The 15,956-nt window shown below is 71.4% G+C and carries 15 protein-coding genes and 1 tRNA gene; 7 read left to right on the top strand and 9 right to left on the bottom strand.

What is annotated here, in order from left to right; translation table 11 throughout:
• Positions 1-94 precede the first annotated feature (94 nt).
• Positions 95-574, bottom strand: a complete 480-nt coding sequence (locus tag AB0K34_RS07875; protein WP_281259425.1) for a DUF5994 family protein — start codon at positions 572-574, stop codon at positions 95-97.
• Positions 575-908: 334 nt separating this feature from the next.
• Here AB0K34_RS07875 and AB0K34_RS07870 point away from each other — a divergent pair, with 334 nt between their 5' ends.
• Positions 909-1,088, top strand: a complete 180-nt coding sequence (locus AB0K34_RS07870; RefSeq protein ID WP_089329949.1) for a hypothetical protein — start codon at positions 909-911, stop codon at positions 1,086-1,088.
• 504 nt (positions 1,089-1,592) lie between these two features.
• Positions 1,593-1,952 carry a DUF5994 family protein gene (locus AB0K34_RS07865; RefSeq protein ID WP_143228199.1) on the top strand — a complete coding sequence of 120 codons (360 nt, stop codon included), beginning with the start codon at positions 1,593-1,595 and terminating at the stop codon, positions 1,950-1,952.
• Between the two features lie 727 nt (positions 1,953-2,679).
• On the opposite strand, the gene AB0K34_RS07860 is transcribed toward AB0K34_RS07865, so the two are convergent.
• Positions 2,680-3,594: a LysR substrate-binding domain-containing protein gene (locus AB0K34_RS07860; RefSeq protein ID WP_301176860.1), complete on the bottom strand. Its 915-nt coding sequence runs from the start codon at positions 3,592-3,594 to the stop codon at positions 2,680-2,682.
• Between the two features lie 490 nt (positions 3,595-4,084).
• Here AB0K34_RS07860 and AB0K34_RS07855 point away from each other — a divergent pair, with 490 nt between their 5' ends.
• Together AB0K34_RS07855 and AB0K34_RS07850 are read left to right on the top strand one after the other, a co-directional pair.
• Positions 4,085-4,402: a UBP-type zinc finger domain-containing protein gene (locus tag AB0K34_RS07855; RefSeq protein ID WP_089329946.1), complete on the top strand. Its 318-nt coding sequence runs from the start codon at positions 4,085-4,087 to the stop codon at positions 4,400-4,402.
• 498 nt (positions 4,403-4,900) lie between these two features.
• Positions 4,901-5,164 carry a hypothetical protein gene (locus tag AB0K34_RS07850; RefSeq protein ID WP_364546365.1) on the top strand — a complete coding sequence of 88 codons (264 nt, stop codon included), beginning with the start codon at positions 4,901-4,903 and terminating at the stop codon, positions 5,162-5,164.
• A gap of 138 nt (positions 5,165-5,302) precedes the next feature.
• Here AB0K34_RS07850 and AB0K34_RS07845 read toward each other — a convergent pair whose 3' ends face one another.
• From AB0K34_RS07845 to AB0K34_RS07835, 3 genes are all read right to left on the bottom strand, one after another.
• Positions 5,303-5,713, bottom strand: a complete 411-nt coding sequence (locus tag AB0K34_RS07845) for an STAS domain-containing protein (protein ID WP_179271808.1) — start codon at positions 5,711-5,713, stop codon at positions 5,303-5,305.
• A 412-nt stretch (positions 5,714-6,125) separates the two neighbouring features.
• Positions 6,126-6,201 (bottom strand) — tRNA-Glu (locus AB0K34_RS07840).
• Positions 6,202-6,272: 71 nt separating this feature from the next.
• Positions 6,273-7,931, bottom strand: a complete 1,659-nt coding sequence (locus AB0K34_RS07835) for a metallophosphoesterase (RefSeq protein WP_301174612.1) — start codon at positions 7,929-7,931, stop codon at positions 6,273-6,275.
• Between the two features lie 32 nt (positions 7,932-7,963).
• On the opposite strand from AB0K34_RS07835, the gene AB0K34_RS07830 reads away from it, so the two are divergent.
• Together AB0K34_RS07830 and AB0K34_RS07825 are read left to right on the top strand one after the other, a co-directional pair.
• Positions 7,964-8,305: a metallopeptidase family protein gene (locus AB0K34_RS07830; RefSeq protein ID WP_301174613.1), complete on the top strand. Its 342-nt coding sequence runs from the start codon at positions 7,964-7,966 to the stop codon at positions 8,303-8,305.
• Between the two features lie 96 nt (positions 8,306-8,401).
• Entirely contained in the window at positions 8,402-9,742 is a 1,341-nt protein-coding gene (locus AB0K34_RS07825; protein WP_301174614.1) for an MFS transporter, read from the top strand.
• Between the two features lie 37 nt (positions 9,743-9,779).
• Here the strand turns inward: AB0K34_RS07825 and AB0K34_RS07820 are convergent, their stop codons facing one another.
• Entirely contained in the window at positions 9,780-10,106 is a 327-nt protein-coding gene (locus AB0K34_RS07820; protein WP_301174615.1) for a PspC domain-containing protein, read from the bottom strand.
• 212 nt (positions 10,107-10,318) lie between these two features.
• On the opposite strand from AB0K34_RS07820, the gene AB0K34_RS07815 reads away from it, so the two are divergent.
• Positions 10,319-11,338: an aspartate-semialdehyde dehydrogenase gene (locus AB0K34_RS07815; protein WP_364546359.1), complete on the top strand. Its 1,020-nt coding sequence runs from the start codon at positions 10,319-10,321 to the stop codon at positions 11,336-11,338.
• 13 nt (positions 11,339-11,351) lie between these two features.
• On the opposite strand, the gene AB0K34_RS07810 is transcribed toward AB0K34_RS07815, so the two are convergent.
• The 3 genes from AB0K34_RS07810 to AB0K34_RS07800 all read right to left on the bottom strand — a co-directional run bounded on the left by AB0K34_RS07810 (position 11,352) and on the right by AB0K34_RS07800 (position 15,932).
• On the bottom strand, positions 11,352-11,570 hold the full coding sequence (locus tag AB0K34_RS07810; protein ID WP_089329940.1) for a DUF2277 domain-containing protein: 219 nt from the start codon (positions 11,568-11,570) through the stop codon (positions 11,352-11,354).
• Between the two features lie 344 nt (positions 11,571-11,914).
• Complete coding sequence (locus tag AB0K34_RS07805) at positions 11,915-13,444, bottom strand: M28 family peptidase (protein WP_364546355.1); 1,530 nt, start codon at positions 13,442-13,444, stop codon at positions 11,915-11,917.
• A gap of 73 nt (positions 13,445-13,517) precedes the next feature.
• On the bottom strand, positions 13,518-15,932 hold the full coding sequence (locus AB0K34_RS07800) for a M4 family metallopeptidase (protein ID WP_364546352.1): 2,415 nt from the start codon (positions 15,930-15,932) through the stop codon (positions 13,518-13,520).
• Positions 15,933-15,956: the final 24 nt, after the last annotated feature.

Here is a 15,956-nt window from a genome sequence, read left to right as displayed (position 1 = left end):
CGGCCGCGGGCACGTGTACGCCGCTACCGGGCCGCAGGGCCAGAAGCCGGGGCCGCGGAACGGTCGGGCGATGGGGCGTCGTGGGAGCGGCGGCTCAGGGGCGGGCGGTGGAAATGTCGCAGGAGGCCAGGATCTCCTCCGGCAGTGCGAAGCCCGCCCCGGCGGACGCCCTGGCCAGAGCCGCCTGCGCCGAGGCCGGGTGCGCCTCGGGCGGCACGACCAGAAGCAAGAGCGGCTCCGCACGGCCGCAGGCGACCGCGACCATGTGGTCGAGGCGGGGAAGCCGGCCCACTCCGATCTCCCGGCCCAGGACCGCGATGCGAAGCGGCACGCGGTCCCAGTCGCCCACGTCGATGATCAAGCGGCTGGCGGTCATGCCCGACCGCCCGGCCAGGGCGGTCACCAATGCGGTGAGTTCAGCCGCGGCGTCGCGGGACCGGGGCCACCAGCCGCCGTCCATGACCCCGCGTCCGGCGCCGCCCGGCGTCAGCCGCAACCGCGGCGCCGCCGGAGATGGAAGCAGGGGCGCCGGGGGCGCGGCGGCGGGGTCCGCGAGCGGGACGCTGTGGGCCATGTCGGAGGCCCCAATCTCGGCCTGTCGATGGCCGGGCAGTACATCACCGAGGACGGCGCCGGCAATGCGGCCTGCGCACGAGATGCCCTCGGCAAGTACCACACTACGTCGCCGGGAGCCCTCAGCGGGGTCAAGAGCGTTCGGCCATTACCGGAGGTGAATCACCGCGACGCGCGTAGACTGCGGTCATCCGGCCAATGACGTCGTCCCGCCCGGCTGACTCGCCATACCGGCTCTTGCAGGGAACGCCGTGCCCCTTCCGGAACCCGCCCGCCGCGACCGCGCTCTGCGACCGTCTCCCATGAGCCCTGCCGGACCTGTGGCGATCATCGCTGTGGCGGTCATCGTCCTCACGGTGCTGTGGAAGACCGCCACGCCGCTGATGGCCGTCATCATGGCCGCGGCCGCTCTGCTCGCCGGAGTGATCCTGCTCGTCCTGATGTACGGGACCAAGCCACGCCGACGCCGTGAAGGCGCCGGTTCGCCGGGCCTGTGGCGGCGTCGGCGATTCTGAGAGTACGCCGCATCCGGCGGAGGTGAAGATCGCACAGCCGCCGCGGTGACGTCCGGCACCGGCAGTGCGGCCCAGGCTGCAGCCCGGTAGTGGTCGCGCCGCATTCCGGATCGTCTGACGTGCAACGTGGGTAGTGCCGCTCAGCGAAGGCCAAGAGAAGTGCAGTAAACGGCAATTGTATTTTGCCGCCCTCCGTCCGGAAAGTCGGCAAATTATGAGTATGATGTAGATATCTGATAAACGGGGGCATTGTCTCTATATGGGATGGCTCAAGTTGCCGGTCGCCCTGAGAATCACTTCTGCCGCATCTGTTGGGGTAGCGAAGCATCAGGTAGGCCCCGTCCCCGCCGACAACGCCCCCGGGGTCGCCGTCCGCGCCTCCCGGGAGAGGGGCCCAGACCTATGCGAACCACCGCCGAACGAAGAACGACCATCAGCTTCTCTCCGTCCATGACTCCTCGGCTGGCGATGCGGCCGTCGGCCCCGACCGACCGCGTTGGTCCGATGCAAGACGGTTCGAGTCGCGCGCTGCTGGACGGTGCCTGGTGGCCCCGCTCGGTCGATCCGGCCATGGAGTTGCCCGGGCTGGTCTTGGCACTGCAAGCACAGGGCCCGTCCGACGAGCACCGCCTCATCGTCCACATCATGCTGCGCGCGACCGACTGGGCCGCCCATCCGCGCCGGCTGCGCGTCGACGGCCCAGAGGACACCAGGGAGGTGCTGCTCAGCTGGTTCGGCAACCTTCCCGCCGGACTGCTCACCGCGATCTATGCCGACGGCCGTCGCGTAGACCTGCTCACCGTCCCGGCCTCAACCGACGATGCGGCGGCACGGGCCACCCTGGAAACAGCCGCCCGCCCCTGACAAGCCGACCGGCCCGCGCCACCCCACCCGGACACGAGCGACGACGCAGAACGCCGGGGAACTAGATGGGGAACGGCTGAAAGAACACCCCTCGGCACGCTGAACCGGACGCCGCCCGGCCCGTGAGTTACCAGCGGACGCGCTGGCGCCCGTCGGCGTAGGAGGAGCGCGCCGCCGATCCAGGCCCGCCCAACTCGGGGAGGAGTTTCTGGACACAGGCACTCCGCGCACGATTCATCACCTGCGCCGATGACCGTCGTATCCATGGAAACTCAGGGGATAGCCACCCCCGCCGACTGCGCGTCGACGGCCCGGCCGACGCCCGGGTGGTGCGGCTTAGCTGATTCGACTCCCTGCCCTCCGGGCTGCTCACCGCCGTCCACGCCGACGGCCGGCACGTCGCCCTGTTCACCGTCCCGGCCCCCCACACCTCGGGCTGAGGCCGAGACAGCGATGGAACTGGCCGCCCACCTTCGCTACCACATCCACATCCCGGCCTGCTTTCTGCCCTCACAATGGGGCCCGGCCATGTTTTCGTCCTTGCCATGGGCACCGCATCGGACGTACGGGCCTGAGGCCGAGCTGAACAGCGCCTGCTGGACGAGCCACGGCCCCAGCCAAAACGCCCGACCGGCCCGGGATACCGCCCACTCGCGCTGAATCGATCACCACGGCCGATCACCAGCCGATCACCGAGAGCCGGGCTCGACACCGACCGGGATCCGTGTCAGCCGGTCGCCTGGTCGGCGGCGTCCAGCCAGCTGAGCCGCTCGGACATGCTGCGGGCGCAGGCGACGACGGCGTGCACATGGTCGGAGTCGTCGGCCGCGCGCCACAGGATCGACCAGGGATAGAAGGAGACAGGTTCGGTGAGCGGGCGCCAGATCGTCCCCGGGAGCGCGGAGATGCAGGAGGAGGGGACGCAGTACAGGCAGCGGCCCTGGGCCACCAGGGCGGATGCGGCGTGGACGCTGTCGACGGTGCCCTTGTACACCGTCGGTGTGAAGCCGGCGGCGCGGCACATCTCGACGGTGAACTGGTTGAACTCCGGGGCCTTCATCTCCTCGGCCAGCAGCAGCGGTTCACGGGCGAGGGCCTCGGCCGGGACGGCGTCCAGGTCGGCGAACCGGTGCCCGCGCGGGACCAGGACTCCGAGGCGGTCCAGGCGGAAAAGGTGTGAGGCGACCCCGCTGGGGGCCAGTGCGGCGCGGCCGATGCCCACGTCCAGGCGCCCGTCGACGAGTCGCTGGTACTGCTCGGGGACTCCGGCCTCCACCTGGTGGATCACCAGATCCGGGAAGAGCGCCTGGGCCTCGTGCAGGATCTGCGGCATCGAGTCGTAACTGGCGTCGATGATGCCCACCCGCAGCGTCGGCGAGGTGCTCTGCGCGGTCCGGGCGACCTGGGCGGCGCGCTCCACCTGGTCGAGGATCTGCCGGGCCTCGACCAGGAGCGCCGCCCCCGCCGGGGTCAGGGCGACGTAGTGGGTGGTGCGGTCCAGCAGGCGCACGCCCAGTTCCCGCTCCAGCCGCTGGATCTGCTGACTCAACGCCGACTGCACGATGTGCTCGCGGGCCGCCGCGCGGCCGAAGTTGAGCTCCTCGCAGACGGCGACGAAGTAGCGGAGTTGGCGCAGTTCCACGTCTCCCGCCTTCCGGGCCGGAACAGCTGGACCCCTCCCAGCAGCGTACAGCGCGGTCCGCGCTGGAGTTCCGCGTCGCCGGGCCGACGGTTATCGCCGCCACTGATGACTCTTATCTGTATTGCCCGGTTCGGTCTTCCTGAAGGCCGGGCTCAACTGGTGATGGGCGCTTCCACGCGCCCGAGCCCGCCGGAGGCGTCCGAGCCGGTCGTCCCCCCCGGAGGGCGTCTACGTGGCATTGAGGACCATGACCACGATCGTGACCGCAGGTGACGCCAGCGGCAGCGCCCCGCACCGGACCGACGCCGGCGAGGGCGCGTGCGGGGCACCGACGACACGGTGCTGTCACGGCAGGGAGCGGGCCTCGAGGCGCTCGCAAGCTAGTACGCGCAGGTACTGCGTCACCTGCGCGCGGTCAGCGGACCCGCGCCCCGAACTGGACTATTGACCTGGCGGCAGCACATCGCAGTGCTGAGGAAGGGAGGCTTCGATGAAGCGCACGACGACATTCCACGCGCTGAGTTCGGGGGTGCCGTTCAGCACGAACGGCTCGGCACCGCGCTGCGGCCACGTGGACGATCTGACACCCGTCACGCCGCTCTCGCGCGGCTGCACGGCATGCGAGGCACAGGCCCACGGGTGGACCGCACTGCGTATCTGCCTCACCTGCGGCTGGGTGGGCTGCTCCGACGACTCGCCGCTTCGGCACGCGCGAGCGCACTATCAGGAGACCGACCATCCGCTTGCCGCCGCGATGGAGCCGGGATCGACGTGGAGATGGTGCTATGTCCACGAACGTCGTGTCTGACACTGTCGTTACTTAGAGTTACCCGAGATGCCGCCCCGGCTCATCGCCCCGCCGGTTGCCGAAGAGGTCCGGGCGATCGGCCGCCGGGACGCTGGTGGGCGGGTGCTACGGCCGCATGACGGCCGGCCGGGCACCGGGTACGGACCAAGGCGCCGCGAGATCCCTTCGAGGTCGTCCGCCCTCGGATACCCGGGCGTCCTCCGAGCCGTTCCGGGTGCCGGCACGGTCTGTCCCGCTGGGTGCCGCAGTGAGGGCGGCCAGCAGGTCGGGGGTGTCTCGGGGGTCGGTCGGCGGGACGTGGGAAGGGTAACGGGGCGACGCCGGTTCCATCACCGTCTCAGCTTCGGCTTCCAGCGTGGAGGCCGGGACGGTGAGCAGGTCAACGTGCCGCCCGTCGGTACGGATCGCGGTGAGCAGTCCTAGCCGGGAGCGCAACCGTCAGCGGTAGGACACCGCTCATACCGGCGGCTGAGATCCTCACGCCGCCGGGGGGCCGGTGTGACGGAACAACCTCAGAACGAAGACGACGCGGTCATCGACGCCGGCGACCGGGCCCAGCACGGGACCGGTGACCGTCCCGAGCCGATCGAGGTCGCCGCGACCCCGCCTGGACGGACCCGCTGCCGCACCGTATCCGGCACCGCCGCCCCGCGCCGAAGCCTCCGGCGGATCCCCCGCCGCCCCGGAGTGCGGCCTACGGACCAGCCGACCTGGGACGAATTGGACGACGAGTTCTGGGGGCCTGATTCCACCAGAAGATGAGGGAGTCCCGATGATCCAGATGGTCGACATCCGGGAATGGCGCACCCGCGCCGTCCTCGGCTCCGGCGGCCACAAGGTCGGCACTCTGGAGCCGGTCCACGTCGGCACCAGCGCGGCGACGGCACCATCGTGGCCCGGTCAGACTGCGGCGGGTTCCAGCGCCGGAGGCAGCGGTTGCTGGAGCGCTCGGGGCAGGGTCGAGTAGGTCCGAAGGCCGTGCTCAAGGACGGCATCTACCAGGATCCTCGCCACGTGCGAGCGGGGGGAGGCCAGACGCATCGAGACGCCCAGAGCCAGAGCACGGTGCCACACACTGATCAGAGCGGAGATCCCTGCCGCGTCACAGAACCACAGCTGTGACAGGTCCAGTACCAGCATCCGCTGCCCGGGGTGAAGCAGCGCCAGCAGCCCGTCGCGAAGCGCGGGCGCGGTCACCAGGTCAAGATCGCCTTGCAGGGCGGCGACGGTGAACGAAGGCCGACGCACGACCGACAGCACAACCCGCGGATGGATGTCGGTATGGCCTTGAGTCGTATACGTGGTGTTCATGATGTCGCTCCGATCGCGCAGCGGATCGCGCGGGCGGGTCGGTAGCGCGTTGACCAGCGGACGCGCTGCAACCCACGCTACGCCGCATACCGCCTGATCGAGGGCAACGACCTGCAAAGTCCCCTGAACGCGGATGCGCCCCGGGACTGGTGACGAGCAGGGCGCAGGTGGGCATGGTCCCACCATCAGGCGACGGGGAACTACCGGATCACGGTGGGGGATTAGCCACCCGAGGATCGCGCGCGCCGCAACACCCCGGCCCGTATGCGCAACGCATGCGTACGGGCCGGGGACCAGGTCGACGTTCAGGTCACGATCACGCCCGAAACGGCGGACACGCAACTACGGGCCGCCAACGCGGCGATCATGGGGGACGACGGCGGTCCGGATAGTGATCTTGCAGCCATGCGCGTGGTACCCCCTACCGGATTCGAACCGGCGCTACCGCCTTGAAAGGGCGGCGTCCTAGGCCGCTAGACGAAGGGGGCCCGGGGTGGCGGTGATGGTCGCCACTCGACTCGTCAAGTGTAGAGGACGGGGCGGGGCGGCGCGCAAACGGTTACCCGGGGGTGCTGGGACGGGTGGGGGACGGGAGGCGTCCGCCCGGGGCGCTCTCGGTCGGGGACGGGCTGCGGGACGGCCAGTCCGAGGGGAATTCGGACGGGAACGGGGAGGTCGGGGAGGCGGGCGGGGAGGACGCCGGGGGCTGGGGGTTGATGGTGCGGTCGGGGTCGGGTTCCAGGTGGCGCTCGATCTGGGCGGAGGTGAGGCCGAGGCCGCCGAGGCGCAGGTCGTCCCAGCCCTGGAGGCGGTGGGTGGCGCGGCTGAAGTAGAGGACGGACAGCTCGATCGGGGTGGGCTGCTCGTGCTCGAGGCCGCGGAGGCCGGCGCCGCCGGTGGAGCCCTGGACGAACAGGCGGGTGCCGGTCGGGAGGATCTTGGTGGAGCGGGTGTGGGTGTGGCCGGCGAGGACGAGGGGCGTCACGCCGGAGAACGCCTCGCCCTCGCTGGGGTCGTGGGTGACGACGAGGTCGGGGGTGGTGCCGGAGGCGCGGAGCTCGTTCGCGTGGCGGAGGCCCTCGGCGCGGAGCTGGTCGGCGCCGACGAAGTCGTCGCGGGTGCTCTTGTCGGGGGTGAAGCGGGGATCGCCGACGCCGTAGATGCGCAGGCCCTTGACCTCGCGGGTGCCGCCGTCGAGGACGATGGCGTTCTTCTGCCGGGCGACGGCGCGCTGGGTCTCCTTGGAGTCGTGGTTGCCGCGGACGTAGACGTAGGGGACCTTAAGGTCGGAGATGGAGTCGGCGAACTTGTCCTCGGCCTTGCTGCCGTGGTCCATGAGGTCGCCGCTGTCGATGACGAGGTCGACCTTGAACTGGGTGGAGACGGACTTGATGACGTTCCACGCGGCGGGGTTGAGGTGGATGTCGGAGACGTCCAGGACGCGGATGGTGGACGGGTCCGGCTCGTAGGTCGGGAGGGTCGAGGTGGTGGTGTAGAGCTCGGAGACGTTGCCGACGAGGCGGGCGAGCTGGGCGCGGTAGGCGGAGAAGCGCTCGACGATGCTGCGGGCGTCGCCGACGATCTGGGGGGCGTTGGCGAGGAGGCCGGTGTAGCGGGGCTCGGCGATCGACTGCGGGTTGAAGGTCGTCCAGGTGAGGAGGGTGAGGGCGGCGAGGCCGGCGGCGGCGGAGGACAGGCCGAGCAGGGCGCGGCGCCAGGAGCGGAAGAGGGCGAGGGACGCCAGGAAGCTCGCGGCGAGGGCGATCAGGACGGCCCGGACGAGCAGTTCGATGACGCCGTGCCGGATCTGGTCGGCGATCCGGTCGGTGAGGCGGTCGATCTCGGTGTCGTCCTCGATCAGCTTCTTGGCCTGGTCGGGGCGCAGGTCGGTGAGGCGGGCCTCCAGGGTGACGGGGCCCTCGTGGGTGTCGAGCCGGAGCGAGCCGAGGGGCGGGAGCTTCAGGGTCGTCCCGCCGTTCAGGGACGGCTGGAGGCTGAGCTGGACGTCGGTGGGGCCGACCGGGGTGATGTAGCGGCCGCCGAAGATGAGGCCGAGGTAGCCGGCGGCGAGGCCGATGACGGCGACGAGCGCGACGCGCGTCCACCGGTTGGTGAGGAACGGGACGACGGGGGAGCCGAGTCTGCGGGCGCGGTGGGCGGTGGCGGAGCCGAAGGTGCGGAGTGTCGCCAGGGCCTTGGTCAACCGGACCTCGGGCACGGGTTTCCCTTCTATCGAGCAGAATCGACGGTGTGATGGAGTTGTCGCGCGATGAGTTCGAGGACCTCGTGGCCGAGGCCCTCGACACCATCCCACCCGAGCTGACCGCCCACATGCGCAATGTCGTCATCGTCGTGGAGGACGACGCGCCCGAGCGCGGCCTGCTCGGCCTGTACCAGGGGGTACCCCTGACGGAGCGGGGGGACTGGTACGCAGGCGTCCTGCCCGATCACATTTCGATCTACCGCAGGGAGATCCTCCGGATTTGCGACACCCCGGATGACGTGGTGGAAGAAGTCCGGATAACGGTTGTACACGAGATCGCCCACCACTTCGGCATCGATGACGGGAAGTTGCACGAACTCGGATACTGACGCAAGGAATTGCGCACTGTAGGTCACGCGACTGCCACGCAGCGTGAGTTAATAGGGGAGGGCGCCCGGTACTGGGCGGACTGAACTGGAGCGCGCGTGGCGGGAAGGCAGACGGGCCGGCATCGTCGGCCGCCCGAGGAGCAGGCGACCTACCGCGAGGTGTTCGCGGTCAAGGAGTTCCGTGCCCTCTGGCTGGCGCAGGCGCTGTCGTACATCGGTGACCAGCTGGCGCAGGTCGCGCTGGCCGTCCTCGTGTACGACCACACGAAGTCGACGCTGCTGACCGCGCTGGTGTACGCCCTGACCTACCTGCCGCCGATCCTGGGCGGCCCCGTGCTGTCCGGGCTGGCCGACCTGTTCCCGCGCCGCACCGTCATGGTCGTCTGCGACGTGCTGCGGGCGGGCCTGGTCGCGGTGATGGCACTGGTGGCGATGCCCGTCGGAGCGCTGTCGGGCCTGGTGTTCCTGATCGTGCTCCTGGGGACGCCGTTCTCCGCCGCCCGCGCCGCCGTCATGCCGGACGTCCTGGAAGGTGACAGATATGTGGCGGGCTCCGCGATCGCGAACGTCACCCACCAGATCACCCAGGTCGTCGGCTTCCTGGCGGGCGGCGCGATCGTCGCCGTCGTCGGGACGTACGAGGCCCTCGCCTTGGACGCGCTGACGTTCGGCGCGTCCGCCGTGATCCTGATCGGCGGGCTCCGGCGGCGGGAGGCGCCGCGCCGCCGGGAGCGCCAGGCGCTGGGCCTGCTGCGCGGCACGCGGGACGGGGCGCGGCTCGTGTTCGGCGACCCGGTGCTGCGGTCGCTGGTGCTGTTCGCGTGGCTGTGCGCGTTCTACGTGATCCCCGAGGGGCTGGCCGTCCCGTACGCGGCGACGTTCGGCGGCGGCGCGGTCACCGCGGGGCTGCTGCTGGCGGCGATGCCGACCGGGATGGTGGTCGGCTCGGTGCTGTTCAGCCGGTTCGTCCGTCCGGCGAACCGGCTGCACGTCATGGGGTGGATGTCGATACTGGCCTGCCTGCCGCTGGTCGGCGCGGGCGTCCATCCGCCGCTGTGGTGGGTGGTCGCCCTGTGGGCGCTGTCGGGCGTCGGCAGCGCCTACCAGCTGGTGGCGAACACCGCGTTCGTGGCCGCCGTGCCGGCGGCCGGGCGGGGGCAGGCGTTCGGGCTCGCGCAGTCCGGCATCCTCGCCGGCCAGGGCCTCGGGATCCTCGCCGGCGGCGCCGCCGCGCAGGTCCTCGGGCCGGAGACGGTGGTCGCGCTCGCGGGCCTGCTCGGCCTGTCCGCCGCGGCGATGCTGACGCTCGGCTGGAACCAGCTCCGCGGCGCCGTGATCGCCGGGACGCGCGGCAACCCCGTCGCCGTCGCCCCGCCACCGGACGCGGACGGCGATGAGCTGGCCGCCGGGGCGCGGCGCTCCGCCCCGGCGCCGTAGGGGCCGCTGGGCCCGTGGGGCCGCTGCCCGGGGCGCCTCAGACCGTGGTGCGGTTCTTGTTGACCGCGTCCTTGGTCTTCTGGACGGCGTCCTGGACGGTCGGGGAGTCGCTGGCCTTCTTGAACAGGTCCTCGGCGATCGACGTCGGCGCGCCCTCCTCGGGGATCAGCACCCACCCGATGATGTAGAGGGCGAGCCCGGCGCCGCCGAAGATCGTGAAGACGGCGAGCGCGACCCGCAGGATGGTGGCGTCGACGCCGAGGTACTCGGCGGCGCCCGAGCAGACGCCCGCGACCATTCGGCCGTCGTGGGTCCGGCGGAGCTGCTTGGTCGGGGTCGAGGTGGTGTTCTTCTCCATGTCCATGCCTAGGATCATGCCCACCCGGCCGCCGGTACGACATCCGGATTCGCCCTGATTCACCCCTGAGAGTCCCCATGCCCGGTCAGGGGCCGTCCCTGGGGGAAGGAGCTCCGTTAAGAACAGGTTGACCCTTCCACGTAGGGTTATTGCCTGGACGTCCTGCCATCGACCTGGGCAGACTCGCCCGGGTCAAGCGATCTACCAGAGGGAGCGGCATGAGAGTCGGCATCGTCGGGGCCACCGGACAGGTCGGGGCCAAGATGCTCGAAATCCTGGCCGAGCGCGGATTCCCGGTGGACGAGCTGCGGCTGTTCGCCTCGGCGCGGTCCGCGGGGCGCACGCTCCCGTGGGACGGCACCGAGATCACCGTCGAGGACGCGGCCGCCGCCGACTACACCGGCCTCGACATCGTGCTGTTCTCCGCGGGGAAGACCACGTCCAAGGCGCTCGCGCCGAAGGTCGCCGCCGCCGGCGCCGTCGTGATCGACAACTCCTCCGGCTGGCGGATGGACCCGGACGTCCCGCTCGTCGTCGCCGAGGTCAACCCGCACGCCGCGGCGAACCGGCCGAAGGGCATCATCGCGAACCCGAACTGCACCACGATGGCGGCGATGCCGGTGCTGCGGCCGCTGCACGCGGAGGCCGGGCTGGCCGCGCTCGTCGTGTCCACCTACCAGGCCGTGTCCGGCAGCGGCCTCGCGGGCGTCGCCGAGCTGCACGACCAGGCGACCAAGGTCGTGCAGGGCGCGGACGCGCTCACCCACTCCGGCTCCGCCGTCGACTTCCCGGAGCCGTCGGTCTACGTCCGGCCGATCGCGTTCAACGTCCTGCCGATGGCGGGCTCGATCGTGGACGACGGCCTCGCCGAGACCGACGAGGAGCAGAAGCTCCGCAACGAGAGCCGCAAGATCCTGGAGATCCCGGACCTGAAGGTCTCCGGCACCTGCGTTCGCGTCCCGGTGTTCACCGGCCACTCGCTGCAGGTCAACGCCCGCTTCGAGCGGCCGATCAGCCCGGAGCGCGCGAGCGAGCTGCTCGCCGGCGCGCCCGGCGTCGCGCTGGCGGACGTCCCGAACCCGCTGCAGGCGGCCGGCCAGGACCCGACCTACGTGGGCCGCATCCGCCGCGACGAGACCGTGGACAACGGCCTCGCCCTGTTCTGCGCCGGCGACAACCTCCGCAAGGGGGCCGCCCTGAACACCGTCCAGATCGCCGAGCTCGTCGCCGCCGAGTAGCCCCGGCCCGGCCTCAGCTCGCCCGCCCTCCCCGGACCTCCAGGGTTTCGAGGAGGGCGGCGGTGCTCTGGGCGATCTCCGCGACGGCCCGCTCGAACGCCTCGGCGTTGTGGGCCGCGGGCGCGCGGAACCCGGAGATCTTGCGGACGTACTGGAGCGCCGCCGCGCGGACGTCCTCGTCGGTGACGTCCTCGGCGTACGGCGGGCGGAGCGTCTTGATGCTGCGGCACATGCCCCCATTCTTACTCCCCGACCCCGACATCCACGCCCCATCGAAGGACGGGCCCGGGACGGCGGGCCCGGGGACGGCAATGGCCCCCGGGCGGTCCTGCCTGGGAACTGAAGCAGGGCCGCCCGGGGGCCGGGCGGGGGGCGGGGACCCCGGTGGCGGAGGCACGGGCCGGGCCGAGATTCGTCCCGTGCGGTCCGCCGACTGTCAGCCCTGGGGGTGGGGGACGGGCTGTTCAGCAGTGCATCGCGGCGGCCGGTGGGGTGTCAACGGATCCATTCCGCACTGGATTTTCAATTGTGTGAACGGCATCGTGGAAAACACTGAAACCGGCCGCCTGCCTGCGCCTATTCGGTGATCTTGAGGTTGTCGAGCCCGGCCTCGACGAGGCTGCCGGAGCCCGCGTCGGCGGCCTCCACCAGGATGCGGACGGTCTGCCCGGCATAGGCCGAGACGTCCGCCGTCTGCGTCTGCCACGACCCGGCGCGGTTCACGGCCGCGCCCGCCTGGTCCAGCACGGTCGTGGACCCGTTCGGCCCCACGACCCGCACCCGGTACCGGTCGTCGGCCGAGCTGTTGTTGAGGTGGGCGAAGAACCAGGAGAACGACAGCGTCTTCGCCCCGGCAGGGAGCGCGATCGGCGCCGACTGGGCGGTGCTCGTCCCGCCGTCGAGGTCGTACGCGCCCGCGTCGGCCCCGGCCGCCGCGCCGGTCACGAGCGCGCCGCTGCCGCCCGCGGCGGCGAGCTGCAGGGTGGTGCCGGACCAGTTCGTCGGCTGTGGCGTGCCGCGCTCCCAGGCGCCCGCGGTGGCGGTGTCGGCGCCGTCCGGGTTCACCGTCCAGCCCGTGTCGGTCTCCAGGTCGTCGCTGTAGACGGTGCCGCCGGGCGGCTCCTGCGACCCGCCGTCGCCGCCGAGCGTCCAGACGGCGTACGCGATGGCGTCGGAGTTCCGGTCCAGCGCGGTGTCGCTGATGTTGGACGTGGTGTCGCAGGACGAGTGGTAGCAGCGGTCGAACGCGACGCCCGCCTGGCCGCCCCACAGCTGCGCCTGTTGGGTGGTCTTGCGTCCCTCGGCGCCGGTGAACAGCCCGCCGGCGGGGATGCCGACGCGGATGAACGGCCCGTAGTCGGACCGCCCGTCGAACGCCGTGTCCTGGACGGGCACGTTGATCGTCGCGAAGTAGGCGCGGAGCACCTGCTCGATCTGGGCGGACCCGGCCGGGCCGCCGCTGCCGGACGAGCCGTCCCCGTCGTAGGCGAAGTAGCCGGGGTTCGGGGAGCCGACCATGTCGAAGTTGAGATAGCCGGTGATCTTCGACTGCTCGCTCGCGGGCAGGTTGTTGACGTAGTACGTCGACCCGACGAGCCCGAGCTCCTCGGCGCCCCACCAGGCGAACCGCAGGTGCCGGGACGGCTGGTAGTTCGCGCGGGCGACGGCGAGCGCCGTCTCAAGGATGGCGGCCGTGCCGGAGCCGTTGTCGTTGATGCCGGGCCCGGCGGTGACGCTGTCGAGGTGCGCGCCCGTCATCAGGATGTCGCTGGTGTCGCCGCCCGGCCAGTCGGCGATCAGGTTGTAGCCGGTCGCGCCATTGCGCGAGAACGACTGGATGGTGGTCTGGTAGCCGGCCGCGTCCAGCTTGGCCTTCACGTAGTCGAGCGACGCGCGGTACCCGGGGCGGCCGTGGGCGCGGTTGCCGCCGTTGGCGGTCGCGATGCTCTGCAGCTGCGACAGGTGCGCCTTGACGTTGGTGAGCGGGATGTCGGGGGCGGCCAGGGCCGCCGGTGCGGCGGGGGCGGCCGACGCCGCGGCGCCGGGCAGGAAGGCGGACGCGGTCAGCGCCGCCGCCCCGAGCACCGCCAGGGTGCGGGATCTCATGGGTCCTCCAGAGGGGAAGGAACGGCCCGTGACGGGGGAGCGGGCCCCGTCACGGGCCGCGTGCGGGGGGCGGTCAGGACTTGGTGATCTTGAGGTTGTCGAAGCCGGCCTCGACGAGGCTGCCGGTGCCGTTGTCGGCCGCCTCGACCACGATGCGGACGGACTGGCCGGCGTACGCGGACAGGTCGTACGTCGCCGTCTGCCACGTCCCGGCCTTGTTGGCCATCGCGCCGCTCTGGTTCAGCACCGTGCTGGTGCCGGACGAGCCGACGACGCGGACGCGCAGGTAGTCGTCCGTCGAGCTGTTGTTGAGGTGGGCGAGGTACCAGTTGAAGCTCAGCGAGAGGGTCCCGCTGGGCAGGCTGATCGCCGGCGACTGGGCGGTGGTGACGCCGCCGTCGACGTCATAGGTGCCCGCGTCCGTCCCGGCGGGCGCGCCGGTGACGAGGTCGGCGCCGCCGCCGGCCGCCGCGAGCTGCAGGTTGGTGCCGGACCAGGTCGTCGGCTGCGGGGTGCCGCGCTCCCAGGCGCCCGCGGTCGCGGAGTCGGTGCCGTTCGGGTTGGTCGTCCAGCCCTGGCTGCTCTCGAAGTCGTCGGCGAAGACGGTCCCGCCGGGCGAGCCGTTGCCGACCGTGAGCGTGTAGGTCGCGGTGCGGTCGACGGACGCGCCGTCACCGAGCACCGTGATCCGGTACGTCCCGTCGGCGGTGCCCGCGGGGACGCTGACGGTCATCGTGGCCGACTGGCCCGCGGTGACCGTGCTCGGCGAGAACGACGCGGTCGGGCCGGACGGGCTGCTCGTCGCCGACAGCGCCACCTGCTGGGCGCTGCCGCCGGTGACGGTGGTGTTCACGGTGACGGTGGCGGTGCCGCCGGCCTGGACGCTGCCCGAGCCGGGGTTGAGCGACAGCGAGAAGTCGTTCTGCTGGGTGCCGCAGGACGCCTCACCGCTCTGCGCGGGGACGTCGATCGCGCTCCAGGCCGCCTTGACCGCGTTGCACTCGGCCGGCGAGCCGGGGAACAACTGCAGCGCCGCGTTGACGGTCTCGACGCGGGCGCGGGCGTGGCTCCAGCTGGTGACCTTGCGGTTCAGCCCGCCCATGAAGATCTGCCCGGCCTTCTTGACGCCGATGCCGGTGACGGTGGAGCCGTTGCAGGTCGGGCTGGCCGGGTTGCCGTTGGTCGGGTTCGAACCCTCGGCCAGGAGGTAGAACCAGTGGTTCTGGGGGCCGGCCGCCGCGTGCACCTCGGTGTTCGGGATCTGCGACGAGTAGCAGTTCGGGTCGCCGAGCGCCTGCGGGTTGTACATGTTGCGGATCGGGCCGGAGCCGACCAGGTCGACCTCCTCGCCGACCAGGTAGTCCGGCGGGTCGAGGTTGGCCGGCTCGTTCATGTAGTGCTCGGTCAGCGCGCCGAAGATGTCGCCGGCCGACTCGTTCATGCCGCCCTTCTCGTTGCCGTTGCCGCCGCTGTCACCGCCGGGCGTCGTGGTGAAGATGGCGTGGCCGTTCTCGTGCCCGACGACGTCCACGGACGTCGCCTGCTTGGTGCCGGCCTGGTTGCGGCCGAAGTTGGTGTAGCTGCCGTTCCAGTAGGCGTTGGCCTGGTTCAGGCCGACCCGGAGCGGGAACCCGCCGCCGCTGCCGTTGATGCCGTTGCGGCCGAGCCACTGGCTCAGCATGTCCCATTCCTTCTGGACGGCGTAGAGGGCGTCGACGCAGGCGGTCTCCAGGTTGGTGCCGCTGCCGTTGCCCCAGGCGCTGTCGGTGCCGGTGTAGGTGGAGCCGTTCTGGCCGCCGCACCGGATGCCGGACCGCTGCGGGTCCGTCATGGACGTCGCGGCGGTGCTGAGGTCGACGGTGCCGTGGTAGTAGCTCTGGTCGTCGGCCGCGTCGCGGACCTCGTCCCAGGTCTTGGCGACCTTGCCGGTCTTGGCGTCGACGAGCACGTGCAGCTTCGTCGGGGCGTTCTTCTGCGTGCCGGTGACGACGGTCTCGTAGACGAGCCGTCCCGTCCCTTCGGCGACCACCATCAGGCGCGGGGTGGACGCGCTCTCGACCTTGGCGACCTTGGCGCGGGAGGTCTTCGCGGCCTGCGCCGCGCTGACCGTCGCCTTGGTCGACACGTCGAGCTTCTTGGTCTGGTCGACGGACGTGCTCAGGACGCCGCCGCTCGCGTTCGTGGTGACGACGAAGTCGCCGCCGTAGACGGGCAGGCCGTCGTAGGTGCGCTCGTACTGGACGTGCTGGAGGCCGCGCAGGCCCGAGACGACGCCGCGCCGGACGATCCTGTCCTGCGGGGCCTTCTTGAACTCGGCGGGCTTCGCCGCGACCAGGCGGTCGGCCGAGGCGGCGGCGACGGTGCGGGGGTCCGGCTTGGCCGGGGCCGCGGGGGCGGTGCGGGTGGTCGCACCTGTGGCGGGGGAGGACATCGCCACGGCGAGGCCGACGGACAGCACCGTCGCCCCGATCGCGGTCTGGTGTCTCACGGGGGTGCTCCTTCCACATGCCGG

Source organism: Actinomadura sp. NPDC049382 (assembly GCF_040677125.1).
Lineage (GTDB): Bacteria > Actinomycetota > Actinomycetes > Streptosporangiales > Streptosporangiaceae > Spirillospora > Spirillospora geliboluensis.
Note: the sequence above shows the minus strand (reverse complement) of the source record. Positions and strands in the feature narration are given on the sequence as shown.

Excerpts from the sequence above, each read along its gene's own strand:
- AB0K34_RS07875 (WP_281259425.1), bottom strand. The coding sequence starts at position 574 with ATGGCCCACAGCGTCCCGCTCGCGGACCCCGCCGCCGCGCCCCCGGCG.
- AB0K34_RS07865 (WP_143228199.1), top strand. The coding sequence starts at position 1,593 with ATGCAAGACGGTTCGAGTCGCGCGCTGCTGGACGGTGCCTGGTGGCCC.
- AB0K34_RS07855 (WP_089329946.1), top strand. The coding sequence starts at position 4,085 with ATGAAGCGCACGACGACATTCCACGCGCTGAGTTCGGGGGTGCCGTTC.
- AB0K34_RS07845 (WP_179271808.1), bottom strand. The coding sequence starts at position 5,713 with ATGAACACCACGTATACGACTCAAGGCCATACCGACATCCATCCGCGG.
- AB0K34_RS07820 (WP_301174615.1), bottom strand. The coding sequence starts at position 10,106 with ATGGACATGGAGAAGAACACCACCTCGACCCCGACCAAGCAGCTCCGC.
- AB0K34_RS07815 (WP_364546359.1), top strand. The coding sequence starts at position 10,319 with ATGAGAGTCGGCATCGTCGGGGCCACCGGACAGGTCGGGGCCAAGATG.
- AB0K34_RS07810 (WP_089329940.1), bottom strand. The coding sequence starts at position 11,570 with ATGTGCCGCAGCATCAAGACGCTCCGCCCGCCGTACGCCGAGGACGTC.
- AB0K34_RS07805 (WP_364546355.1), bottom strand. The coding sequence starts at position 13,444 with ATGAGATCCCGCACCCTGGCGGTGCTCGGGGCGGCGGCGCTGACCGCG.